Raw genomic sequence first — 22,309 nt, forward strand, 5'->3', positions numbered from 1 at the left:
TCAGGCGCAAAACCGCATCACGCTTTTGCTGAAAATGCCTTGGTTCCGCAGAGCATTTCCCGCTTTCCGGCAAATCCTTTCCGGCGCTCCAGCTCGAAACCGGCGGCGATGAGGTTGCGGCGAACGAAGCCGGCGGCGGCGTAGGTGGCGAATGTACCGCCGGGCGCCGTCTTTGCGAAAAGCGCCTGCATGATGTCCAGCGACCACATGTCCGGATTTCGGGCCGGCGCGAAGCCATCGAGAAACCAGGCGTCGAAACTTTCCTCGCTTGCGGAAATGCCGGCGAGCGCCTCGCCGCAGACCACCGTCAGCCGCGTTGCGTCATCGAGCTGGATCTCGACCCGTCCTTTCGGATCGGCGGGCCAGAGGGCGGTAAGCGCCTTGCGTTCGGCATCCACTTCCGGCCAGCGGGAAAGCGCCCGGTCGATTTCCTCGGCCTTCATCGGATAGAGTTCGAAGGAGATGAAATGCAGCGTGGAGCGGCCGTTGCGCATCTCTTTCCGTATCTCTTTCCACTGGCGCCATGTCTCGCAGAGGTTAAGCCCGGTGCCGAAGCCCAGTTCGCCGATGCGAAATGTGCCCTCCCGTTCGAGCCAACGCTCTGGCAGGCCGTTTCCGGACAGGAAGACATGGCCGCATTCCAGCCGGCCATCCGTCTGGCAATAAAAATGGTCGTCAAAGGCCAGTGAATAGGGCATATCCCCGTCACGCCAGTCGAGCGCGGTGGGGGTTTCTCCGGCCGGTGAACCGGTTGCTGCGCCGGTCTCTGGGCCAGTCTCTGTGATAGTGTCGTTGGAATGTTTCATGGCTAAAGCCGATAATCCCGCTTTCGAACAGGGTCAATCTCCAAGATTGCCGGCTTCCGTGCCTCTCCTTATCGTCGGCGGCGGCATCATGGGGCTGTGGGCGGCCGTCAAGGCGGAACGGCTCGGCATCGACACCTTGCTGGTGGAGGCGGATCGCCCCGGCGGCGGCGCCAGCGGCGGGCTGCTGGGCGCTTTGATGCCGCACATGCCGGACCGCTGGTCGGACAAGAAGCAGTTCCAGTTCGATGCCCTCGTTGCGCTGGAAAAAGAGATTGCCGGGCTGGAGGCGGAAACCGGGCTTTCCGCCGGCTACCGCCGCTCGGGCCGGATCATCCCGCTGCCGAAGCCGCATCTGCGCACCATTGCCGAACGGCATGAACGGGATGCGCTGGAGAACTGGGTGTCGGGCGAGCGCCGGTTCCATTGGCATGTCGGCGACAGCCCTTTGGTCGCCGGCTGGGTGGATGGTGCTGCGGGTGAGGCGGGTTTCGTGTTCGATACGCTGGCGGCGCGGGTCTCGCCGCGTGCGATGATCGCCCTTCTTTCGGCTTTTCTGGACAAGGCGCGGCATGCGCGGCTGGTGGAAGGTTGCCGCGTTCTTTCGCTCGATGCGGATGCCGGGCGGGCGGTGTTGTCGTCGGGCGACGCGGTTTCTTTCGGCCATGTCATCGTCGCCAACGGGCACGATTCCTTTCCCCTGATCCGCGATGCCCTCGGCCTGGAGGCCGGCTTGACACTCGGGCAGGCGGTGAAGGGACAGGCCGCACGTCTCGATGCGGCTGTCGACCCGGCAATGCCGGTCGTGTTCCTGAACGGCCTCTATATCGTTCCGCACGAGGATGGCACGGTCGCGATCGGCAGTACCAGCGAAGATTGTTTTTCCGACCCTTCCGGCACCGATGAAAAGCTGGAAAAACTGCTTGCGGATGCCTGCGCGGTGGTGCCCTCGCTTGCCCGTGCACCGGTGCTCGAGCGCTGGGCCGGGCTGCGTCCGAAAGCGGTCGGGAGGGACCCGATGGTGGGGGCTCTCGACGCCCATCCAAAGCTCGTGGCGCTGACCGGCGGCTTCAAGGTCAGCTTCGGGCTTGCGCATTTTCTCGCCGATGCGGCGTTGCAAACCGTCTGCGGTCACGCGCCTGTCATCCCCCCGGGCTTTCGCCTTCAACAACACGTGAATATTGCCGCCGCGGACTTTAGAAAGTTCTGATCAGGCCGCTTACGTCGTTAATCTGTCACGCAAATCACTTATCTGCTGGCCTGCAACGAGGCCGGTTTGTCCGCATTTGCGGCGAGGTGACAGCGCATGCGATACGCCATTCATTTCACGCCTTCCCCCAATGACCCCCTGACGCAGGCGGCTGCCGCGTGGTTGGGGCGCGATGCCTATTCCGGTCAGGCGGTGGAGCCGCCGGGCATGATCGATCTCGGCATGCAGGAGATTTCCTACCATACGGCCCTGCCGCGCCGTTATGGTTTCCATGGCACGATCAAAGCTCCCTTCCGTCTTGCGGAGGGGCATTCCGAAGCCGCGCTTCTGCGCGACCTGATGTATTTTTCCGGCCGGCAGGAGCCCTTCACGCTGCCACAACTGGTGGTGGCAAGGCATGAGAATGTCTTCAGCCTCGTTCCCGAGCGTCCCTGCGAAGTGCTGCATTTTTTCGCCGCCCGCGTGGTGCAGGAATTCGACCGTTACCGGGCGCCGCTCTCCGACGCGGAAATCGAGCGTGCGGATCCGGACCGGCTTTCGGCCTCGCAGCTCACCAATCTGCATCGCTGGGGCAGCCCGCATGTGATGGATGAGTTCCGGTTCCAGATGTCGCTGACCGGCGGTGTGGAAGCGTCCAGCAGCCAGAGGATCGAGCGGGCCGTGCGCAAGGTTTTCGAGCCGCTGCTGACCCGGTCCCTGCAGTTTTCCAGCCTTGCGCTTTTCATCGAGGATGAACCGGGCGCGCCTTTCCGCGTGCACTCGCTTCACCCCATGGGCCGTGTTTCCGCCCGAAAGATTGCCTGAAGGGTACGTCGGCGCAATCGTATACAAAAAAGCATCGGAATGTCGGCAAGATTGATCTCGACATTCCGGTTGCGGATGCTACCGTTCGGATATCGCATATCTGAAGCGTGTGTTGTGCCCGTTCGGGGTCGTCGCGCTTCGGAGGTCTGTTTTATGTCTCCCGAAATCGGCTTCCGCCTCGGGAGAGATGGTCTGGGTGGCTGAATGATTTCCGAAAATTACTCCCGCAATCTGGTGGGCTATGGCCGCAATGTTCCCGATCCGAAATGGCCGGGCGGCGCGCGCATCGCCGTGCAATTCGTCATCAATTACGAGGAGGGCGGCGAAAGCTGCATTCTCGACAATGACAAGGCGTCGGAATCGCTGCTGTCGGAAATCGTCGGTGCGCAGCCCTGGCCGGGTCAGCGCAACCTGAATATGGAATCGATCTATGAATATGGCTCGCGCGCCGGTTTTTGGCGGCTGTGGCGCATGTTCACGGGTCTCGGCGTCACCACCACCGTTTATGGCGTGACCGCCGCCATGGCCCGCAACCCGGAAGCCGTTGCGGCGATGAAGGAAGCGGGATGGGAAATCGCCAGCCACGGCTATCGCTGGCTGGAATACAAGGATTTTTCCGAAGAGGAAGAGCGCAAGCATATAATGGAAGCCGTGCGTCTGCACACGGAGGTCACCGGCGAGCGTCCCTACGGCATGTATCAGGGCAAGCCTTCGGACAATACGTTGCGCCTTGTCATGGAAGAGGGCGGTTTCCTCTACTCGTCGGATTCCTATGCCGACGATCTGCCCTATTGGGTGAAGGGCGCAGGCGACGAGCCTTTCCTGATCATTCCCTATACGCTTGAAACCAACGATATGCGTTTTGCCACGCCGCAGGGTTTCAATTCCGGCGACCAGTTCTTCACCTATCTGAAGGATGCTTTCGACGTGCTTTATCAGGAGGGTGTTGAAGGCGCGGCGAAGATGATGAGCGTTGGCCTGCATTGCCGTCTTGTCGGCCGTCCCGGCCGGGCGGCGGCACTTCGCCGTTTCATCGAATATGTGCTCGGCCACGAGAAAGTGTGGATCCCGCAGCGCATCGAGATCGCCCGTCACTGGCATGAACATCACAGGCCGGAGACGTTTTGATGGTGACGCGTGAGGATTTTGTCAGCCGTTTCGGCGGCGTGTTCGAGCATTCGCCCTTCATCGCCGAACGGGCCTATAACGCCGGCGGAGCGGGCCTGGAACTGACGGCGAAGGCGGTTCATGCCGCGCTTAGCGCACAGTTTCGCGCGGCTTCCGAAGCGGAAAGGCTCGGCGTGTTGCGGGCGCATCCCGATCTTGCCGGCAAGCTGGCGATCGCGGGCGAGTTGACCGCCGACAGCCGCAACGAACAGGCCGGTGCGGGGCTGGACCGGCTTACCACGGAAGAGCACGGCCGTTTTACCGAATTGAACGGCGCCTATACCGAAAAATTCGGCTTTCCTTTCATCATCGCGGTCAAGGGGTTGAACAGGCACGATATTCTTTCCGCCTTCGAGACGCGCATCGGCAACGGTGCAGCTGAAGAATTTGAGACCGCGACGGCGCAGGTGGAAAAGATTGCCTGGCTGCGTCTTTCCTCGATGCTGCCGGAAGGCTGAATTGGCGAGCGGTGGCCGTTCTGCTAGAATCGCGCCGTCTGGAGATGAAGATCATGAGACCTTCCGAGGTGCTGGAAAAGAACAGGGAAGCGATCCGCGAAGCGACGACACGCTTCAATGCGGCAAACCCGCGCGTGTTCGGTTCCGTCGCCCGCGGCGAGGACCGGCCGGACAGCGATCTCGATATTCTGGTGGATGCGCTGCCGGGGGCAACCTTGTTTGATCTGGGCGGCTTGTTGGAAGAGTTATCGGCCATCATGCGCGGCACGGAAATTCATCTGTTGACGCCGGGGGACTTTCCCGAGCGCGTTCGTGTGAAGGTTCTGCAGGAAGCGAAGCCTGTATGAGCGTCGAGCGGCTGCACGTTTATCTTCAGGATATCAGGCAGGTAGCTTCGGAAACCATCGACTTTGTTCGACTGAAAACGAAGGATGAGTTTCTGGCTGATCTTGTCCGCCAACGGGCGGTTGCGATGAACCTCCTGATTATCGGCGAAACCACCGCGCGCATCATGGAAGAGTTTCCCGCTTTCGTGGCGGATTTCCCTGATATTCCGTGGGTCAAGATGCGCGGAATGCGAAACAGGATCGCGCATGGTTATATGAGCTTCAATCTGGAAACCGTCTGGGATACGACACAGACGGCGATACCGGATCTTCTGGATAGACTCTCACTTTTGCAAAACTGGCATGCCCAAGGTGAATGACATTTGACTGATTTTCTCGACATAAAACCTCTCACCAGGGAGGCGTTCGCATCCTTCGGCGATGTGATCGAAACGACACCCTCTTCGATGCGGCACATCAATGGCGGCCAGACCGAGCGGTATCATGCGCTTGCAGCCCCGGAGGCGGCGGGCGAGGGGGCGCGTATCATTCTCAACATCTTTCGTGGGCAGCCGCGGGCCTTTCCGCATAAGATTGAAATGATGGAGCGGCATCCGCTCGGCAGCCAGAGTTTTTCGCCGCTTTCCGGCCGGCCCTTCCTCGTGGTCGTTGCCGATGACGATGGCGGCCGGCCCGGCCGACCGCAGGTGTTTCTGGCGCGTGGCGATCAGGGCGTGAATTACCGTCGCAATGTCTGGCACTATCCGCTGATGCCATTGCAGACGGTTTCGGATTTTCTGGTTGCCGACCGCGATGGGCCGGGTAACAATCTGGAAGAGTATTTTTTCGATAAGCCCTTCATGATCGCGGAGCCCAAGCCATGACCGGTTTGACCACCCATGTTCTCGACGCCGCCCATGGCACGCCGGCCGAAGGGCTGACGATCGAGCTCTACCGGCTCTCCGGTGATCGTCGTGAGAAGCTGAAGACCGTGAAAACCAACAGCGACGGCCGTGTCGATGGCGGGCCGCTGCTTGTCGGCGACAGTTTCAAGGCCGGCGAATACGAGCTGGTTTTCCATGCCGGCGATTATCTGCGTGGCAGGGGCGTTCAATTGGCGGAACCGGCCTTTCTCGACATCATCCCCATCCGCTTCGGTATTGCCGATGAGAGCGGCCATTACCATGTGCCGCTGCTGCTTTCGCCCTATAGCTACTCCACCTATCGAGGAAGCTGATTGCCATGATCTTTGCCGCCATTGCCGATATTCACGGAAACTGCGCAGCGCTCGAAGCCGTGCTGGAGGATATCGCCAGGCTCGGCATCAAGGACATCGTCAATCTCGGCGATTGTTTCAGCGGTCCGCTGGAAGCGGGCTTTACCGGCGATGTGCTTGTTAGCAACTGGATTCCGAGCATTCGCGGCAATCATGACCGGGAACTGATCGATCGTGCCCCGGAGGAGATGGGGAGCTGGGAGAAGCCGGCGCATGCGCAGTTGAGTGCCGCGCATCTGGACTGGCTGCAGACCCTGCCGTTCAGCATGGTGTTCAAGGATGTCGCCTATTGCTGCCATGGCTCGCCGCGGGACGATCTGGAATATTGGCTGGAAACGCTGTCGCCGGAAGGCGTTCTGAAATTGCGGCCGCTGGCCGAAATCGAAGCCATGGCCGATGGCATCGCCCAGCCGCTGATGCTGTGTGGCCATACCCATATCCCTCGCGCGGTGCAGCTTTCCGATGGCCGGCTGATCGTCAATCCCGGCAGCGTCGGCTGCCCCGGCTGGAAGGACGACACACCTTTCGACCATCACGTCGAGGCCGGTCATCCGCTCGCCACCTATGCGGTGCTGGAAGAGGCCGGGCGCGGCTGGCAGGTCTATTTCCGCAATATCCGTTACGACAATCTGGCCATGGCGGAGATGGCGAAGGTCAACGGCATTCCCTATCTCGCCGATGCGCTGACGGACGGGTGGCTCAAGCGCTGAATCACCCCTCGCTGGTCATAACCACGCAGGAATAAGATTGCGCCTTCAGTTCCTTGCAGGCGGAAACCGCCGAAGACTGGTCTTCGAAGCCGGTGAAACGGGCGCGGTAGAGGGTTGCCGATCCGCTTTGCACGGCTTCTGTGTAGGGAGCGATCCCGGCATAATTTCCGGCGATGTTGGAGCGGGCATTGGCGAGCAGCGAGCGGGCGGCGGCTTCGCTGTCGGTGGCGGCGATCTGCACTTCCCAGCGGCTTCTCTGGCCGGCGGAGGCCGCAGCGGGAGCCGGCCGCGGAATGGCTGAAACCTGCATCATGTCGGCCATCTGGTTGTTCGCCGTGGCGATCTGCATGGCGACCGGATCGGCGCGGCGTTCGGCGAACATCGGCAATGGTACGGAGGCGGGGGGTACGGAAGCGGTGGGCGCGGCTGCGGGCGTCACGGCGAAGGTGCGGCTGACATTGGCGCTGGCAACGAGTTGCTCGGTGTTACGGCTTCTCGATGCCTGCGGCACTGCCTTGTCGAGAAGGGCGGCCATCTGGGCATCGCGGCTGCGTGCGGTCTTGCCGCCGAGCACGACGCCGACGACGCGGCGGCCATTGTGATTGACGGCGCTGACGAGGTTGAAGCCGGAGGCGTTGGTATAACCGGTCTTGATGCCGTCCATGCCCTGATAACGATACATCAGATTGTTATGGCCACGGATGCGCTTTCCCCGGAAACTGAAGGATTGCATGGCGAAGAGGTCGTATTCCTTGGGAAAGTCACGCTGCAGCGCAAGGCCGAGCTTCGCCATGTCGCGGGCCGTCGTCACCTGCGATTTGCTCGGCAGGCCCGACGCGTTGCGGAAGACCGTTTTCGTCATGCCGAGCTGGCGGGCCTTGCGGGTCATCATCTCGGCGAACCTTGCCTCGGAGCCGCCGAGATGATCGCCCATGCCTTCCGCCATGTCATTGGCGGATTTGACGATCATGCCGTAGACCGCCTCGCGCACCGTGAAGGTCTGTCCCTGGCGCACATAGAGCTTCGAGGGGATAACGGCTGCGCCGTTCCTGGACATCGTTATTTTCTGGTCCCAGCGAAGCCGGCCGGCATGCAGGGCCTCGAAGGTCATGTAAAGCGTCATCATCTTGGTGAGCGAGGCCGGGTGGTTCAGCACATCGGCATTGCGGGCGGCCAGAACCTTGCCGGTATTGGCATCCATGATGAAATGGGCGTAACCGGCCTGGGCAGGCGATGCCTGCAATGAAAGGATCGCGCAAAAGAAGGTGAGTGCGAAGACCCATGCACCCGCCATTCCCCGTTTGACCGTTCCCGACATAATCCGCCCCTTTTGTTCGACCGCCACGATGAGCGAAGTTTTACTGACACTTTCCGGCAACAAAACCGCTAAAACTTTAGAGATCGCTTTCATGCTTAATTAATTATGAATTTCAAGCCGATGGCCGCCCTCACAATTTCCTTGCAAAGAAACCAACCATCCGGTATGTTTTGAAACATGAAAAATGCACATGAACGGAAAAAGCAGCCTGAGATCGTTCGTCGCAGTCTTCTCGACTGCGCGGCGAAACTCGCTGCCGAGCAGGGTGTTGCGGCACTTTCCGTGCAGGCGGTGGCCGATGCCGCCGGGGTGACGAAGGGTGGGTTGTTTCATCATTTCGCTTCCAAGCAGGCCCTGCTGGAGGCGGTGATGGCGGACCTTCTTTCGGCGCTGGACGCGGAAATCGACACGCTCATCTCACAGGATTGTGAAACCTACGGATGCTTCACGCGGGCCTATGTGAACGCGGTTTTTGCCGATCGCGACCGGGAATCGGGCAGGCAATGGGCGGCGTTATCGGTGTCGATGGTCGGGGAACCGTCGCTTCGGCGCATGTGGACCAGCTGGTTCGAAGGGCGTCTCATCCGTCATAAGGAAACGGATGAGGGGGTGGTATTGGAACTCATACGGCTTGCGGCTGACGGCATCTGGTTTGCCGATCTGCTGGCCGATGACGGCAGGGCAGGTGGCGACAGGGCGGCTCTCCGAGCCCGGATGATCGCGCAGACGAAAAAGGAAATGGAACAATGAACGCGGCAATTTTTACCTATGGGGCGCTTGTCGCGGCCATTGTCTGCGAGGTCATCGCCACCTCGTTCCTGCAGCAGTCGCAGCAATTCACCCGGCTATTGCCGACGGTGCTGATGGCGCTGTTTTACGGTGCGGCTTTTTATCTGCTGTCTTTCACGCTACGGGCGCTGCCTGTGGGTGTGGCCTATGCGATCTGGAGCGGGCTCGGCATCGTGCTGATTTCCGGGATCGGCTATTTCGTGTTTCGCCAGACGCTGGATCTCGCCGCCGTTGTCGGTCTCGGTTTCATCATTACCGGGGTGGTGATTGTGAATGTGTTTTCGAAGACCGTGGGGCATTGAGACTGGCTGCGGAGGTCGTTCGCGAGGGCAACATCCGCACGCCGTCACCCCGGACTTGATCCGGGGTCCAGCGCGATCAAGTCCTTGATCGCGGGAGACTCTTTCACGGCGCAGACGCGCCGTGGCTGGATGCCGGATCAAGTCCGGCATGACGGCAGAGAATGGAGCGGCCTCCGATGCATCTCCGGAATGCCTTCTGCCTTGTCCAACATCACGCCAGAATACTGCGGTCCACATCCGTCAGCAGCCTTTTGCCGCAAAGCGCCATGCTGATATCCATCTCCTTGCGGATGATCTCCAGCGCTGTCGTCACGCCCTGCTTTCCATCAGCGCCGAGGCCGTAGAGGAAGGGTCGGCCGATATAGGTGCCCTTGGCGCCGAGCGCCACGGCCTTCAGCACATCCTGACCCGAGCGGATGCCGCCATCCATGTGTACCTCGACCCTGTCGCCGACGGCATCGACGATCTTCGGCAGCATGGCGATGGAGGAATGGGCGCCATCAAGCTGGCGGCCGCCATGGTTGGAAACGATGATGGCGTCGGCGCCGGTGTCGAGCGAGGCACGTGCATCCTCCTCGTCAAGGATGCCCTTGAGGATCAGCTTGCCGCCCCAGCGTTCCTTGATCCATTCGACGTCTTTCCATGAGAGGCGCGGATCGAACTGCTCCGCCGTCCATGAAGAGAGCGACGAGAGGTCCGAGACATTTTTGGCGTGGCCGACGATATTGCCGAAGCTGCGGCGTTTGGTGCGCGCCATATCCAGGCACCATTGCGGCCGGGTCGCCATCTGCCAGATGTGCTTCGGGGTGAATTTCGGTGGTGCGGACAGGCCGTTGCGCAGATCCTTGTGACGCTGGCCGAGGATTTGCAGGTCGAGTGTCAGCACCAGCGCCGAGCATCCGGCGGCCTTGGCGCGGTCGATGAGATTATTGACGAAATCCCGGTCCTTCATCACGTAAAGCTGGAACCAGAAGGGTCTCGAGGTGACGGAGGCGACATCTTCGATGGAGCAGATGCTCATGGTGGAAAGCGTGAAAGGCACGCCGAATTCTTCCGCCGCCTTGGCAGCCAGCATTTCGCCATCGGCATGCTGCATACCCGTGAGACCGGTGGGGGAGAGCGCTACCGGCATCGAGACTTTTTCACCGATCATCTCGGTGGCGAGAGACCGGTCGGTCATGTCCACCAGCACGCGCTGGCGCAGCTTTATCTTCGAAAAATCCTCTTCATTGGCGCGGTAGGTGTCTTCGGTCCAGGCGCCGCTATCGGCGTAGTCGAAAAACATCTTCGGTACACGGCGCTGCGCCTGTTTTTTCAGGTCCGCTATGGTCAGGATTTTGCCCATGGATAAAGCCTTCACATTTGAATGACGGCTTCACATAGCACGAATGTCACGGCTGCGACATTAAAATCGACGCGGTTTGATCACCAGAAAGCCCGCAGGAACAGCTCAGCGCCCAAGACAAGCAGGCAGATGAGGAACCAGCGTCGGAATGTTGCCGGGCTGACGATGTTGCGGATTTTCTGGCCGAGCCACATACCCAGAAGTGCGGGCAGGACGGCGAGTGCGGAAAGCGACAGGTGCTCGACACGGAAGGCACCTTGCGAGGCAAGGCCGGCGGCGAGCGCAATGGTCGAAACGGTGAAGGAAAAGCCGAGAGCCTGGACGAGATCGTCGCGGTTGAAGCCGAGCGACTGGATATAGGGTACGGCGGGCACAACGAAAATTCCGGTGCCGCCGGTCAGCAGGCCGGTTGTCAGCCCTATGGCCGGAGAGAGTTTTGGTTCCAGCTTTGCCGGAACAGATAGGGGTTTGGCAAACAGGCTGTAGGCGGCGTAAGCCGCAAGGCACAGGCCGAGAGCCGAGGTGGTCCAGACGCCGGTGCCTGCCGTCATCAGCCGGATGCCGATGAGGGTGCCGACCGTAATGGCGATCATCATCGGCCACAGCCGCTTCACGATGGCCCGGAAATCAGGTCCGGCCAGCAATTGCCAGATATTGGTGATGAAGGAAGGCAGGATAAGCAGGCCGGCGGCGACGACCGGCGGCATGAAGAGGCCGAGCATGCCCATGGCGACGGTGGGCAATCCCATGCCGGTCACGCCCTTGACGATTCCCGCGACGGTGAAGGTGGCGAGAACCATGAGCAGGGTGGTTGTGTCTAAAGCCGGCACGGGGCACTCCAGAGGTCATTCGCGTTTCAGCCGGGATGGTGTCCGGCAATCATTTGAAGCACAGCGGTGCGGTTCTTTTCTTCTCCCCCCCCCCGGGGAGAAGGTGGCCCGAAGGGTCGGATGAGGGGCAACGTTGCCGGATTTCGGAGAGCTTGCCCCCTCATCCCGCTGCCGCGGACTTCTCCCCGGCGGGGAGAAGAAACAAGCGGCGACCGCTCGCTCCATAGAAAGCCTTATATAAACGACGTTGTGATCCTATGTTTCGGCCGCAGCCGAACTATGCCAGCACGCTCTTCATCGCCCTGCCGGCCACATAGGTCTCCACCACCGTGCGGTCGTCGCCCATGGTCAGCATCAGGAACAGTTCTTCCGTCAGGCTTTTCACCACTTCCATTTTCAGGGCCATGGCGGGCGTCGAGGAAGCATTCAGCACGGTGATGTCGGCATCCGTGCCGGCCTCCAGCGTGCCGATACGGTCGACCATGGAAAGCGCTTCGGCATTGCCGCGGGTCATCAGATACCAGCTTTCCAGCGGGTTGAGGCGTTCGCCCAGCAATTGCTGGATCTTGTAGGCCTCGTCCATGGTGCGCAGCATGGAATAGCTCGATCCGCCGCCGATGTCGGTCGCGACCGCGATACGAACAGGCTTTTCGCGCCGCTGCAGCTTTTTCATCGGGAACAGGCCGGAGCCGATGAAGAGGTTGGAGGTGGGGCAATGCACCGCCACCGCGCCGGTTTCCGAGAGCACGTCCGCCTCGCGCTCGGAGAGGTGGATGGCGTGGCCGAGCAGGGTCTTGTTGCCCATCAGGCCGTAACGCACATAGATATCGGTATAGTCGGTCGCTTCGGGGTAAAGCTCGCAGGTATATTTGATCTCGTCCAGATTTTCGGACAGATGCGTCTGGATGAAGAGATCGGGAAACTCCTGCGCCAGCGCCTGGGCGGCCTCCATCTGCTTCGGGGTGGAGGTTATGGCGAAGCGCGGCGTGATGGCGACGTGGTTGCGGCCCTTGCCGTGCCAGTCGGCAATCACCTGGCGCGTCTCGTCATAGGAGGTTTCCGGCGTGTCCAGCAGGCCCTGCGGGGCGTTGCGGTCCATCATCACCTTGCCGCCCACCATCAGCATGTTGCGCTTCATGGCCTCCGTGAAAAAGGCGTCGGCGGAGGTCTTGTGCACGGAGCAATAGGCAGCGGCCGTGGTGGTGCCGTGGCGCAGCAGCTCGTCGTAAAAATGCGTGGCGATGCGCTGGGCATGGGCGCTTTCGACGAAACGGCATTCTTCCGGGAAGGTGTAGGTGTTCAGCCATTCCAGCAGGTTGGCGGCATAGGAGCCGATGACCTGCATTTGCGGAAAATGCAGGTGCATGTCGATGAGGCCGGGCACGATGAGATGCGGCCGGTGGTCCTTTTCCTCAATCTCTTCCGGTGCCGTCTTACGGATATCGGCGTAGTCGCCGATGGCGGCGATCCTGCCGTTTTCGATCAGCAGGCCACCGTCTTCGATATAGAGATAGCTTTGCGTATCGTCGATTGCGAGCGGCGCGCGGCGGAAGCTCAGCAGGCGGCCACGCAGCAGAACCATGCTCATTCAGTCTTTCCTTCGGCTTTTCCGGCCCCGGAAACCGCGCTTTCATACCATGCGGTCAGCAGCTTGCGCTCATCCGGGGTGATGGCGGTGATGTTGCCGGGAGGCATGGCATGGCTGCGCCCGGCTTGCAAATAGATTTCGCGCGCATGGGCGGCGATCTGCTCGTCGGTTTCGAGCTTCACCGATTTTGGTGTGAAGGGCACGCCTTCCCAGACAGGCTCGGCCGCATGGCACATGGAACAGCGGCCCTGAACCACATCGCGCGCCTTGGTAAAGTGAGCGTCGCTGACGAATTGCTGCTGCATGGGGGAGAGGGTGGCGGCCTTCTGTTCCTCCTCGCCGGTCAGCACTTTCGGCACGGTGGAAAGCCACATGATGACGATGAAGATCAGGACGGTCGCAAGCCAGGTCCATGTCGGCTTGCCCTTGCGGGCATGGGTGGTGTTGAACCAGTGGCGGATGGTGACGCCCATCAGGAAGACCAGTGCTGCGATGATCCAGTTAAACTGCGTGGCGAAGGCCAGCGGATAGTGGTTCGACAGCATGAAGAAGATGACGGGCAGCGTCAGGTAGTTGTTGTGCAACGAGCGCTGCTTGGCGATGCGGCCATATTTCGGGTCCGGCGTGCGCCCGGCAATCAGGTCTGCGACGACGATCTTCTGGTTGGGGATGATGATGAAGAACACATTCGCCGACATGATGGTGGCGGTGAATGCACCGAGATGCAGGAAGGCGGCGCGGCCGGTGAAAACCTGTGTGTAACCCCATGCCATCGCCACCAGCGCGACATAAAGCACGATCATCAGGCCCCAGGTATTGTTGCCGAGCGGCGATTTGCAGAGGAAATCGTAAAACAGCCAGCCGATGGCCAGCGAAGCGAGCGACAGACAGATGGCCTGGAGCTGGGTGAGATCAAGCACGGAATGATCGATGAGGAAGAGATCCGCCCCGCCATAATAAACGATGCAGAGCATGGCGAAACCGGAGAGCCAGGTGACGTAACTTTCCCATTTGAACCACGTCAGGTGTTCGGGCATCTGGGCAGGCGCAACCAGATATTTCTGGATGTGGTAAAAACCGCCGCCATGCACCTGCCATTCCTCGCCATAGGCCCCCGGCGGCAGATGCGCCCGTTTGACCAGCCCGAGATCGAGCGCGATGAAATAAAAGGACGAGCCGATCCAGGCGATGGCGGTGATGACGTGGAGCCAGCGAACGGCAAAGGCCATCCATTCCCACGCAATGGCGTATTCGTACATGCGGTTCCCCTGATCCTTGTGCAGCGCACCTTGCGAGAAATTTGACCGTTAGGAAAGGGAAAAGCAAAGGTCGGGGCACGATTGTTCACAATCCGGTGCCTTTGTGTCCGCAATCTTGCTTGCGTTCGTCCCTGTGCATGAGTTGGCCCGGTAAAGTTGCAGCAGCTCATTCCTGTCGCATAGTTTGTGCTTAGCTGGCTAACGCGACTCAGCTATTATCCTTTGTGCAGTCAGCCGATGTGCTAAAATATAGGGCTGCGGAGCCTTGGGGCGCCTCGTCGAAAATCGATTCCGGTTTTCGCGCCGAAGAACTGGGCTTTGATGACATGTTTCGCTGGCGGTTATTCCGAAAGCGGGCGCTGCGAACCCTGGGTGGGGGCAGATCAGGGGGCAGGTATCGCAGTTCCCGGTGCCGTTGTGTCCGGGTGGGTGTTGATGTGAAATTTGAATAAAGGGACGCAATGATCTTCCGGCAGCCGCCGTTGTTTCAACGGAGACCATGCCGATGCGCCTTGTTCTGACAGTCCTCTTCCTATCTCTGGCGTTCAGCGCCACGGCACTTGCCCATGAATCCCACAAGGGGTTCAAATATGAAAGCTACTGTTGCAATGGCGACGCCGAAACCGGCGACTGCCAGATGATCCCCACGCGCAGCGTTCGTGTCACGCCTGACGGTTACGAGGTCTCGCTCGCCCCTGGCGATCACCGCATGGTCACGCGACGCCACGTGTTCAGCTGGTCGCAGCGCGAGGCAAGACGGTCCGAGGATGGCGAATATCATCTCTGTCTGTTTCCGGACGAGGATACGCCCCGCTGCTTCTACGCGCCGGATATGGGGTATTGAGGCGGTTGTTGCTGCCGGCTTTCCTCGATCCGCTTCAATATCCAGTCGCGGAACAGCCTGATCTTACGAATGTTCTTGCGGTTTTCGGGATAGACCAGCCAGTAGTTCTTTCCTTCGCTGCTGAGGTGCTCGAAGGGTTGATAAAGGCGGCCAAGCGCAATCTCGTCGGCATAGAGTTCAGGGGTGAGCATGGCCACCCCCTGGCTGGCAATTGCGGCGGCGGCTTCGAAGGCCTGCACATTGAGGCGGCTGCGGGGATAACGGTCGAGGCCCGGATTTTCAACGCCCACTTCCCGAAACCATTGGCTCCACCAGATGTCGCCGGGATCGATGATGCGCAGGCGCAGCAGGTCTTCCGGTTTGTGCAATCCGCCGATGCTTTCGGCAAGGCCGGGATGCAGCATTGGCGTATAAACGCCGCGCAGCAATTGATGGTAGATCAGCCCTTTGCCGTTATCTTTGCTCCAGCGAATGGCGACATCGCAGTCGGACTGGGAAAAATCGATCAATGCGCTTGATGTATCGAGCCGCACGGCAATCGAGGGATGTTCGAGCTGGAAAGCACCCAGATGCCGCGAAAGCCAGCGTGAGGCGAAGGTGGCGGTGGAATGAATTGTCAGTGTCGCGTCGGACGTGTCGCGCACATTGTCGACGGCTTCCCGCAGATTATTGAAGGCTTCCGCGACTTTCGGCGCAAGTTTTTGCCCCGCCTCTGTCAGCGAGACCTGCCGCGCCTTTCTGATAAAGAGCGGCTCGCCAATATTCTCCTCCAGCAGTTTCACCTGATAGCTGACCGCCGTCTGCGTCATGCCCAGCTCTTCGCCGGCCCTGGTGAAACTCAGATGTCTGGCTGCGGCTTCGAACACGCGCAGGGCGTTCAGGGGGAACTGGCGGGACATTTTCATGGATAAGTTCTCTTTATGCCAATTGCCAAAGGTTTCATTGGTTTTTATCCGGAAAACAGAGCATTTTTAGCCCAATTCATCAACTGAGCTTCTGACATTTTTGAATGGAGACGAACATGCGCACAGCACTCTTGCACGCGTGGTCCCGCCTGCGCGCGGGCCTGCGGACAGCGGAACGCTTTACTCTTGAAAGCCTTCAACCCGACAATCTGGCCGACGAAAGCCTGCCGGAGGGGCTCAGGCGTGATCTTGGCCTTGAGGATGGCCGTGTCGATTTTCGTTGCGACGGGTTTCGGCAGCGGAAAATGCTTGCAGCAACTCGGCTGCCACAAGGGCCGCTATGATGGCGGGCCGCTTGTCCCTGACGCTGTTGCCGCCGATGGGCAGGATGAGTTTTGCAAGGCGGGAAGGGGCCTCTCCCTGATCCGCCAGCCAATGGGCGAAGGTGGCGCGTTTGGTCTTCGAACCGATCATGCCGACATAGGCGAGATCGTCGCGGGCAAGCGCTTCCTTCGCGATGAGGAAATCGAGCGCGTGATCGTGGGTGACGATGATGGCCGCCCCGTTTGCCGGGATTTTCGTAACGAGCGCTTCCGGCACGGGTGTCAACACGGAGGCCACCGCCGATGGAAGGTCGCGCAGCTCACTTTCACGGGTTTCCACCACGGTCAGCGTCAAAGGCAGCAGCGACAGGGCCTCGGCCAGCGCCTTGCCGACATGACCGGCCCCGAAAATGAACACGGCGGGCTGCTGTTCGGTTTCGCCCTTGATCCGCGCTTCAAGTGCGGCGGCGATTTCCGCCGTTATCAGCTGGAAGCGGAGCAAGGTGCGGCCGCCGCAGCACTGGCCGATCTCCGGGCCGAGCGGGATGTCCATGCGGTCTTCGGCAGTGCCGGTTCGCAACATGGCGCGGGCGTGGTCTATCGCCATATATTCGAACTGCCCGCCGCCGATGGTTTCCCACAGGGCTTCCTGGCTGACCAGCATGAAGGTGCCGGCCTCGCGCGGCGAGGAACCTTTCACGGCCTCGATTTCCACGAGGATTGCGGGGGAGCGGGCGAGGAAAGTGGGCAGGGAGGTGTCAGGCATTGGGGCTGGCCCCCTCATCCGGCGCTGCGCGCCACCTTCTCCCCGGCGGGGAGAAGAAACCCGGAGCGATGTTTTCGCTTACCTCATCAACTTTGCGGAAATTTGCGACGGCGCGGCATATTTCTTCTCCCCGCCGGGGAGAAGGTGGCCCGAAGGGCCGGATGAGGGGGCTCGGCCGCATGGGTACGTCCTCCCTCACACCTTCTTCAGCCGTTCCACTGCCATCAGCACCCGCTCCGGCGTTGCCGGCGCGTCAAGGCGCGGGCAGACCTTGTAATCGGCGACGGAGGCGACGGCCATGGAGAGGGCTTCAAGAACCGAGATCGCCAGCATGAAGGGTGGCTCGCCCACGGCCTTGGAGCGGCCGACGGTGGGTTCGGCATTTTCCGCCCATTCCGCCAGCCTGACGTTAAAGCTTTTCGGCCGGTCGGAGGCGAGCGGGATCTTGTAGGTAGAAGGCGCATGGGTGCGCAGCCGCCCCTTGCCGTCCCACCACAATTCCTCCGTGGTCAGCCAGCCCATGCCCTGCACGAAGGCGCCCTCGATCTGGCCGATATCGATGGCAGGGTTCAGCGACTTGCCGACATCGTGGAGGATATCGGTGCGCTCCATCAGGTATTCGCCGGTCAGCGTATCGATCGATACTTCCGAGCAGGCCGCGCCATAGGCGAAATAATAAAACGGCGTGCCACGGCCGGCGGCGCGGTCCCAGTGGATTTTCGGGGTCTTGTAAAAACCGGCGGCGGAAAGCTGCACGCGGGCGAAATAGGCCTTTTTGATGAAATCGTTGAAGGCGATTTCCTCAAGCCCGATGCGCACCCGGTTCGGCAGGAAAACGACCTCCTCTTCCGGCACCTTCCAGTTCTCGGCGGCGAATTTGATCAGCCGCTCACGGATCTGGCGGGCGGCGTCATAGGCCGCCATGCCGTTGAGGTCAGTGCCGGAGGAGGCGGCGGTGGCTGACGTGTTCGGCACCTTGCCCGTGGTCGTGGCTGTGATCTTCACCCGGCCGATATCCACCTGGAAGGCATCGGCCACCACCTGCGCCACCTTGGTGTAAAGGCCCTGGCCCATTTCGGTGCCGCCATGGTTCAGGTGAATGGAGCCGTCATTATAGATATGCACCAGTGCGCCCGCCTGGTTGAAGGCGGTCATGGTGAAGGAGATGCCGAATTTGACAGGGGTAAGCGCAATGCCCTTGCGGATGACCGGGCTCGTTTTGTTGAACTCGATGATCGCCTCTCGCCGCGCGCGGTAGTCGCTGGAAGTCTCCAGCTCCTCGACAACGCGGGCGATGATGTTGTCCTCGACCTCCTGATGATAGGGCGTCGTGGTGCGGCCGGAGCCGATCTCGCCGTAGAAATTCAGCTTGCGGATATCGAGCGGGTCCTTGCCAACGGCATAGGCGATCTCCTCGATGAACCGTTCCGCCCCCAGCATGCCCTGCGGGCCGCCGAAACCGCGAAAGGCGGTGTTGGAGACCGTGTGGGTTTTCAGCGGCCGCGAGGTGAGGTGCACATGCGGATAGAAATAGCTGGAATCGGCGTGAAACAGTGCGCGATCCGTGACCGGGCCGGACAGATCGGAGGAAAAGCCGCAGCGCGCGGCATAGGTGGCGTCGACGGCGTGGATGCGGCCTTCCTCGTCGAAACCCAGTTCGTAATCGACGCGGAAATCATGGCGCTTGCCGGTGGCGCTCATATCCTCGTCGCGATCCGGGCGGATTTTGACGGCCCGGTTCAGCTTCTTGGCGGCGATGGCGCAGAGGGCCGCGAACTGGTTGCCCTGCGTTTCCTTGCCGCCGAAACCGCCGCCCATGCGGCGCACCTGCACCGTGACGGCATTGGACGGCACCTGCAGGATGTGGCTGACGATGTGCTGGATTTCGCTCGGATGCTGGGTGGAACTCCACAGCGTCACCTCGTCATCCTCGCCCGGCACGGCCATGGCGATGTGGCTTTCGAGATAAAAATGCTCCTGTCCGCCGATCCGCATCGTGCCGGTGAGGCGGCGGGGTGCGACATCCATTTCGATCTTGGCATCGCCGCGTTTCAGCGTCATGGGATCGATGACGAGCGCGCCGCCATTTTCAATCGCCGTATCGATATCGGTGAAATGCGGCAGGTCCTTATAGGTGATCTTCGCCTTGCGGGCCGCCTTTCTGGCGATATCGCGGGTTTCGGCGAAGACCGCGAAGATCGGCTGGCCGTGGAATTCGACCTTTGTTTCGGCCAGCAGCGGCTCATCGTGACGACCGCCGGAGGAGATGTCGTTTTCGCCGGGCACGTCCTTACCGGTCATCACCCACAGCACGCCGGGCGTTGCTTCCACTTCGGACAGGTCCATCGAGATGAGTTCCGCGTGGGCACGGTCGGCAAGGCCGAGTGCGCCGTGGACCAGGCCGGCGGGCTCGGGAATATCATCGATATATTCGGCGCTGCCCGTGACATGTTTATGGGCGGAATCATGCCGGAGCGAGGCGTGCATCGGGCCGTCGATTTCGGTCTTGGTCTTGTCGAAGCTTGTGGTGTCCATGGTTCAAGCTCCTTCTTGGTGAATGATGGCATGGGGCAGCGACAATGCCGATCCACCCTCATTCCTGTGCTTGTCACAGGAATCCAGCCGACGCGCGTCTGCGCGGCGAGAGAGTCCTTCCGGCCCAAGGACTTGGGCCGGCTGGATTCCTGTGACATCCTCGGGCTTGTTCCGGGGAACAGGAATGAGGAAGGTTGTAGGTTTCGCCATCGCCATCGCCATCGACATCATCACGCCTCCTCCAGCGAGAAACGGCTGAGTTCCTGCTTCTCTCCGGAAGTCTCCAGAAAGAACCGCGTCAGCAGGTTCTTGGCCGTCAGCTGCCGATATTCGGCAGTCGCACGCCAGTCCGTCAGCGGGGTGAAATCCTCATCCAGCGTGTCTCGCGCGGCATCGATGGTGTCCTGCGACCACGCCTTGCCGAGCAGGGCTGCCTCCAGATGTGCAGCCCGTTTCGGCGTACCCGCCATGCCGCCGAAGGCGATGCGGATGTCTTCGACCATGCCCTCGGCATCGAGCATCAGATTGAAGGCGGCACACAGCGCGGAAATATCCTCGTCGCGGCGCTTGGAAATCTTGTAGACGGCGTAGTGGCTCTCCGGCTTCTGGAACGGAATGAAGAGCTTTTCGACGAATTCGCCGCTCAGCCGGTCCTGTTTGCCATAATCGATGAAATAGCTTTCCAGCGGCAGGCTGCGATTACCGGAAGACGAGCGCAGGGTGAGCGTCGCGCCAAGCGCGATCAGCGCCGGCGGTGTGTCGCCGATGGGCGAGCCGTTGGCGATATTGCCGCCGATGGTGCCCATATTGCGCACCTGCTCGCCGCCGAGGCGGTCAAACAACCGGGCAAGGGGCGGGAAGTGCTCTGCGATGGTCTTGAAGGCCTGGCTGTAGGTGACGCCTGCACCGAGTGTCACGCCCTCCTCATCCACGGTGATGGTTTGCAGATCGCCGAGATTGTTGATGAAGATGACAGGGTTCAGCGCCCGCATCTGCTTCGTCACCCACAGGCCGACATCGGTGGAGCCGGCGACGATGGTGGCTTTCGGTTCAGCGGCGTAAATCTCGGTCAAATCAGCAAGCGTTGCGGGAATAATCGTGCGATCCTCGCCTCTGACCACGGTGATCGTTTCGTTTTCGCGGATCGCCCAGAGCCTCGCCATGATGTCTGTGCGGTCCCGTTGCAGCGGGTCGAACAGTGCGCTCGGGCGGGCCGCGGCGATTTTTTCGGCGGCCTTCACGATCGGCTCATAGCCCGTGCATCGACAGAGATTGCCTTGCAGCGCCTTTTCGATATCGGCGCGGCCGGGGTTTTCGCTTGATAGCCAGAGGCCATAAAGCGACATGATGAAGCCCGGCGTGCAGAAACCGCATTGCGAACCGTGGAAATCCACCATGGCCTGCTGCACGGGGTGCAGCGTGCCGTCGCGGGCGGCCAGATGCTCCACCGTGACGATATGGGTGCCGTGCAGCGAGCCTAAAAAACGGATGCAGGCATTGACGCTTTCATAACGCAGCGAACCATCAAGCAGCCGCCCGACCAGCACGGTGCAGGCGCCGCAGTCGCCTTCGGCGCAGCCTTCCTTCGTCCCCATCAACCGCTTGCCGATGCGGAGGTAATCGAGAAGCGTATCTGTCGGTCCGAAATCCTTAAGCGAAACGGTTTCGCTGTTGAGGATGAAGCTGATCGCGTCTTTCATGCAATGCCTTGCTTTTTGTCCGGCTGCCGAGCCGGTTTCTTGTGATTATCTGTGCACATCTATGCACGCCCGCGCGCGTATATCGATTTCCGTTTTGGCAATTCATTGTTTCCATAACGGAAAGAAAATGCGGCAATTATTGCGCCGTCCAGCCGCCATCCACGGAAATATGCGTGCCGGTTATGTTGCTTGCCGCCTCGCTTGCCAGAAACAGGGCGGCGGCGGCCACGTCATCGACGGTGACGAATTGTTTGGTCGCCTGCAATTCCAGCATCACGTCGTTCTTCACCGCTTCTTCGCTGATGCCGCGCACCTTGGCCATCTCGGGTATCTGCTTCTCAACCAGCGGCGTCAGCACGTAACCGGGACAGATGGCATTGACGGTGACGCCGGTCTGCGCAAGCTCCAGCGCTGCCGTCTTCGTCAGGCCCATGATGCCGTGTTTGGCCGCCACATAGGCCGATTTGTACGGCGAGGCGACAAGGCCGTGGGCCGAGGAAATGTTGATGATGCGACCTTTGCCGGCCTTCTTCATCAGCGGTATCGCGGCCCGCATGGTATGGAAGGAACTGGTCAGATTGATGGCGATGATCCAGTCCCATTTTTCCGTCGGGAACTCTTCGATGGGCGCGATGTGCTGGATACCGGCATTGTTGACGAGCACATCCACCGAGCCGAGTTTTTCGTGCGAGGACTGGATGAGATCGGCGATCTCGTCCGGTTTCGTCATATCCGCGGGGTGGTAAAGCACGCGCCCGCCGCTTTCGGCTTCCAGCAGAAGGCGCAGTTTTTCGATCTCGTCTTCGTCGCCGAAGCCGTTCAGCACGATATTGGCGCCGTCGCGCGCAAATCGCTGGGCAATGCCGAGGCCAATACCGCTTGTGGAGCCTGTCACGATAACTGTCCGATGCATGCTTTCCCCTTTTTGCATTACTTCGCACATGTTTAGGCAGGGTATGCCCAAAGGGGGCTGGCTGGCAATCGCCATTTCGGGGGAGGGTGTCACAGTGGAGAATCCGGCTGCGCCCATCCAATTTCTCGAAGCTAAGCT

Annotated in this window: 23 protein-coding genes; 12 read left to right on the forward strand and 11 right to left on the reverse strand. The window is 60.5% G+C overall.

The window, feature by feature from the left end; all coding sequences use genetic code 11:
- Positions 1-17 precede the first annotated feature (17 nt).
- Complete coding sequence (gene mnmD / locus ACIQUH_RS05600; protein WP_400813033.1) at positions 18-806, reverse strand: tRNA (5-methylaminomethyl-2-thiouridine)(34)-methyltransferase MnmD; 789 nt, start codon at positions 804-806, stop codon at positions 18-20.
- Here mnmD and ACIQUH_RS05605 point away from each other — a divergent pair.
- The 9 genes from ACIQUH_RS05605 (at position 805) to ACIQUH_RS05645 (ending at position 6,754) form a co-directional block, all read left to right on the forward strand.
- Positions 805-2,013, forward strand: coding sequence for an NAD(P)/FAD-dependent oxidoreductase (locus ACIQUH_RS05605; RefSeq protein ID WP_400813034.1), 1,209 nt, complete (start codon positions 805-807; stop codon positions 2,011-2,013). The two genes, mnmD and ACIQUH_RS05605, sit on opposite strands and share 2 nt — an antisense overlap.
- Before the next feature lie 96 nt (positions 2,014-2,109).
- A complete protein-coding gene (locus ACIQUH_RS05610) occupies positions 2,110-2,817 on the forward strand; it encodes a DUF1045 domain-containing protein (protein WP_400813035.1) in 708 nt (235 codons plus the stop codon).
- A 204-nt stretch (positions 2,818-3,021) separates the two neighbouring features.
- Positions 3,022-3,945, forward strand: a complete 924-nt coding sequence (gene puuE, locus ACIQUH_RS05615) for an allantoinase PuuE (RefSeq protein ID WP_400813036.1) — start codon at positions 3,022-3,024, stop codon at positions 3,943-3,945.
- Positions 3,945-4,442, forward strand: a complete 498-nt coding sequence (gene uraD / locus ACIQUH_RS05620) for a 2-oxo-4-hydroxy-4-carboxy-5-ureidoimidazoline decarboxylase (RefSeq protein WP_400813037.1) — start codon at positions 3,945-3,947, stop codon at positions 4,440-4,442. Before puuE ends, uraD begins: the two co-directional genes overlap by 1 nt.
- 53 nt (positions 4,443-4,495) lie before the next feature.
- Positions 4,496-4,789, forward strand: coding sequence for a nucleotidyltransferase family protein (locus ACIQUH_RS05625; RefSeq protein ID WP_400813038.1), 294 nt, complete (start codon positions 4,496-4,498; stop codon positions 4,787-4,789).
- Positions 4,786-5,148 (forward strand): DUF86 domain-containing protein, encoded by a 363-nt coding sequence (locus ACIQUH_RS05630; RefSeq protein ID WP_400813039.1) that lies wholly within the window; start codon positions 4,786-4,788, stop codon positions 5,146-5,148. The genes ACIQUH_RS05625 and ACIQUH_RS05630 overlap by 4 nt, the downstream gene beginning before the upstream one ends.
- Before the next feature lie 3 nt (positions 5,149-5,151).
- A complete protein-coding gene (locus ACIQUH_RS05635) occupies positions 5,152-5,652 on the forward strand; it encodes an ureidoglycolate lyase (RefSeq protein WP_400813040.1) in 501 nt (166 codons plus the stop codon).
- Positions 5,649-6,005: a hydroxyisourate hydrolase gene (uraH, locus tag ACIQUH_RS05640; protein WP_400813041.1), complete on the forward strand. Its 357-nt coding sequence runs from the start codon at positions 5,649-5,651 to the stop codon at positions 6,003-6,005. Before ACIQUH_RS05635 ends, uraH begins: the two co-directional genes overlap by 4 nt.
- Before the next feature lie 5 nt (positions 6,006-6,010).
- Positions 6,011-6,754 (forward strand): metallophosphoesterase family protein, encoded by a 744-nt coding sequence (locus tag ACIQUH_RS05645; protein WP_400813042.1) that lies wholly within the window; start codon positions 6,011-6,013, stop codon positions 6,752-6,754.
- A gap of 1 nt (position 6,755) precedes the next feature.
- On the opposite strand, the gene ACIQUH_RS05650 is transcribed toward ACIQUH_RS05645, so the two are convergent.
- Positions 6,756-8,048 (reverse strand): serine hydrolase, encoded by a 1,293-nt coding sequence (locus ACIQUH_RS05650; protein WP_400813444.1) that lies wholly within the window; start codon positions 8,046-8,048, stop codon positions 6,756-6,758.
- Between the two features lie 201 nt (positions 8,049-8,249).
- Here ACIQUH_RS05650 and ACIQUH_RS05655 point away from each other — a divergent pair, with 201 nt between their 5' ends.
- Together ACIQUH_RS05655 and ACIQUH_RS05660 are read left to right on the forward strand one after the other, a co-directional pair.
- The gene (locus tag ACIQUH_RS05655) at positions 8,250-8,822 is read left to right on the forward strand and encodes a TetR/AcrR family transcriptional regulator (protein ID WP_400813043.1); all 573 of its coding nucleotides are present in this window, start codon (positions 8,250-8,252) and stop codon (positions 8,820-8,822) included.
- Positions 8,819-9,163, forward strand: coding sequence for a multidrug efflux SMR transporter (locus ACIQUH_RS05660; protein ID WP_003509523.1), 345 nt, complete (start codon positions 8,819-8,821; stop codon positions 9,161-9,163). Before ACIQUH_RS05655 ends, ACIQUH_RS05660 begins: the two co-directional genes overlap by 4 nt.
- Positions 9,164-9,374: 211 nt before the next feature.
- On the opposite strand, the gene ACIQUH_RS05665 is transcribed toward ACIQUH_RS05660, so the two are convergent.
- The 4 genes from ACIQUH_RS05665 to puuD form a co-directional block, all read right to left on the reverse strand.
- Positions 9,375-10,508 (reverse strand): L-lactate dehydrogenase, encoded by a 1,134-nt coding sequence (locus ACIQUH_RS05665; RefSeq protein ID WP_400813044.1) that lies wholly within the window; start codon positions 10,506-10,508, stop codon positions 9,375-9,377.
- 80 nt (positions 10,509-10,588) lie between these two features.
- Positions 10,589-11,308, reverse strand: a complete 720-nt coding sequence (locus tag ACIQUH_RS05670) for a sulfite exporter TauE/SafE family protein (RefSeq protein WP_400813445.1) — start codon at positions 11,306-11,308, stop codon at positions 10,589-10,591.
- 307 nt (positions 11,309-11,615) lie between these two features.
- A complete protein-coding gene (guaD, locus tag ACIQUH_RS05675; protein ID WP_400813045.1) occupies positions 11,616-12,926 on the reverse strand; it encodes a guanine deaminase in 1,311 nt (436 codons plus the stop codon).
- Positions 12,923-14,185, reverse strand: a complete 1,263-nt coding sequence (puuD, locus tag ACIQUH_RS05680) for a urate hydroxylase PuuD (protein ID WP_400813046.1) — start codon at positions 14,183-14,185, stop codon at positions 12,923-12,925. The genes guaD and puuD overlap by 4 nt, the downstream gene beginning before the upstream one ends.
- A gap of 505 nt (positions 14,186-14,690) precedes the next feature.
- Here puuD and ACIQUH_RS05685 point away from each other — a divergent pair.
- Complete coding sequence (locus tag ACIQUH_RS05685; RefSeq protein ID WP_400813047.1) at positions 14,691-15,029, forward strand: hypothetical protein; 339 nt, start codon at positions 14,691-14,693, stop codon at positions 15,027-15,029.
- On the opposite strand, the gene ACIQUH_RS05690 is transcribed toward ACIQUH_RS05685, so the two are convergent.
- From ACIQUH_RS05690 to ACIQUH_RS05710, 5 genes are all read right to left on the reverse strand, one after another.
- Positions 15,005-15,934, reverse strand: coding sequence for a LysR substrate-binding domain-containing protein (locus tag ACIQUH_RS05690; protein WP_400813048.1), 930 nt, complete (start codon positions 15,932-15,934; stop codon positions 15,005-15,007). The genes ACIQUH_RS05685 and ACIQUH_RS05690 overlap by 25 nt on opposite strands.
- A gap of 237 nt (positions 15,935-16,171) precedes the next feature.
- Positions 16,172-17,023, reverse strand: a complete 852-nt coding sequence (gene xdhC / locus ACIQUH_RS05695; protein WP_400813049.1) for a xanthine dehydrogenase accessory protein XdhC — start codon at positions 17,021-17,023, stop codon at positions 16,172-16,174.
- Between the two features lie 195 nt (positions 17,024-17,218).
- Entirely contained in the window at positions 17,219-19,558 is a 2,340-nt protein-coding gene (gene xdhB, locus ACIQUH_RS05700; RefSeq protein ID WP_400813050.1) for a xanthine dehydrogenase molybdopterin binding subunit, read from the reverse strand.
- 230 nt (positions 19,559-19,788) lie between these two features.
- Entirely contained in the window at positions 19,789-21,258 is a 1,470-nt protein-coding gene (xdhA, locus tag ACIQUH_RS05705) for a xanthine dehydrogenase small subunit (RefSeq protein ID WP_400813051.1), read from the reverse strand.
- 136 nt (positions 21,259-21,394) lie between these two features.
- A complete protein-coding gene (locus ACIQUH_RS05710; protein WP_400813052.1) occupies positions 21,395-22,171 on the reverse strand; it encodes a 3-hydroxybutyrate dehydrogenase in 777 nt (258 codons plus the stop codon).
- Positions 22,172-22,309: the final 138 nt, after the last annotated feature.

The organism is Agrobacterium sp. NPDC090283, assembly GCF_044769685.1.
Taxonomy (GTDB): domain Bacteria; phylum Pseudomonadota; class Alphaproteobacteria; order Rhizobiales; family Rhizobiaceae; genus Agrobacterium.

Excerpts from the sequence above, each read along its gene's own strand:
- ACIQUH_RS05605 (WP_400813034.1), top strand. The coding sequence starts at position 805 with ATGGCTAAAGCCGATAATCCCGCTTTCGAACAGGGTCAATCTCCAAGA.
- mnmD (WP_400813033.1), bottom strand. The coding sequence starts at position 806 with ATGAAACATTCCAACGACACTATCACAGAGACTGGCCCAGAGACCGGC.
- ACIQUH_RS05610 (WP_400813035.1), top strand. The coding sequence starts at position 2,110 with ATGCGATACGCCATTCATTTCACGCCTTCCCCCAATGACCCCCTGACG.
- puuE (WP_400813036.1), top strand. The coding sequence starts at position 3,022 with ATGATTTCCGAAAATTACTCCCGCAATCTGGTGGGCTATGGCCGCAAT.
- uraD (WP_400813037.1), top strand. The coding sequence starts at position 3,945 with ATGGTGACGCGTGAGGATTTTGTCAGCCGTTTCGGCGGCGTGTTCGAG.
- ACIQUH_RS05625 (WP_400813038.1), top strand. The coding sequence starts at position 4,496 with ATGAGACCTTCCGAGGTGCTGGAAAAGAACAGGGAAGCGATCCGCGAA.
- ACIQUH_RS05630 (WP_400813039.1), top strand. The coding sequence starts at position 4,786 with ATGAGCGTCGAGCGGCTGCACGTTTATCTTCAGGATATCAGGCAGGTA.
- uraH (WP_400813041.1), top strand. The coding sequence starts at position 5,649 with ATGACCGGTTTGACCACCCATGTTCTCGACGCCGCCCATGGCACGCCG.
- ACIQUH_RS05645 (WP_400813042.1), top strand. The coding sequence starts at position 6,011 with ATGATCTTTGCCGCCATTGCCGATATTCACGGAAACTGCGCAGCGCTC.
- ACIQUH_RS05650 (WP_400813444.1), bottom strand. The coding sequence starts at position 8,048 with ATGGCGGGTGCATGGGTCTTCGCACTCACCTTCTTTTGCGCGATCCTT.
- ACIQUH_RS05655 (WP_400813043.1), top strand. The coding sequence starts at position 8,250 with ATGAAAAATGCACATGAACGGAAAAAGCAGCCTGAGATCGTTCGTCGC.
- ACIQUH_RS05660 (WP_003509523.1), top strand. The coding sequence starts at position 8,819 with ATGAACGCGGCAATTTTTACCTATGGGGCGCTTGTCGCGGCCATTGTC.
- ACIQUH_RS05665 (WP_400813044.1), bottom strand. The coding sequence starts at position 10,508 with ATGGGCAAAATCCTGACCATAGCGGACCTGAAAAAACAGGCGCAGCGC.
- ACIQUH_RS05670 (WP_400813445.1), bottom strand. The coding sequence starts at position 11,308 with ATGGTTCTCGCCACCTTCACCGTCGCGGGAATCGTCAAGGGCGTGACC.
- guaD (WP_400813045.1), bottom strand. The coding sequence starts at position 12,926 with ATGAGCATGGTTCTGCTGCGTGGCCGCCTGCTGAGCTTCCGCCGCGCG.
- puuD (WP_400813046.1), bottom strand. The coding sequence starts at position 14,185 with ATGTACGAATACGCCATTGCGTGGGAATGGATGGCCTTTGCCGTTCGC.
- ACIQUH_RS05685 (WP_400813047.1), top strand. The coding sequence starts at position 14,691 with ATGCGCCTTGTTCTGACAGTCCTCTTCCTATCTCTGGCGTTCAGCGCC.
- ACIQUH_RS05690 (WP_400813048.1), bottom strand. The coding sequence starts at position 15,934 with ATGAAAATGTCCCGCCAGTTCCCCCTGAACGCCCTGCGCGTGTTCGAA.
- xdhC (WP_400813049.1), bottom strand. The coding sequence starts at position 17,023 with ATGCCTGACACCTCCCTGCCCACTTTCCTCGCCCGCTCCCCCGCAATC.
- xdhB (WP_400813050.1), bottom strand. The coding sequence starts at position 19,558 with ATGGACACCACAAGCTTCGACAAGACCAAGACCGAAATCGACGGCCCG.
- xdhA (WP_400813051.1), bottom strand. The coding sequence starts at position 21,258 with ATGAAAGACGCGATCAGCTTCATCCTCAACAGCGAAACCGTTTCGCTT.
- ACIQUH_RS05710 (WP_400813052.1), bottom strand. The coding sequence starts at position 22,171 with ATGCATCGGACAGTTATCGTGACAGGCTCCACAAGCGGTATTGGCCTC.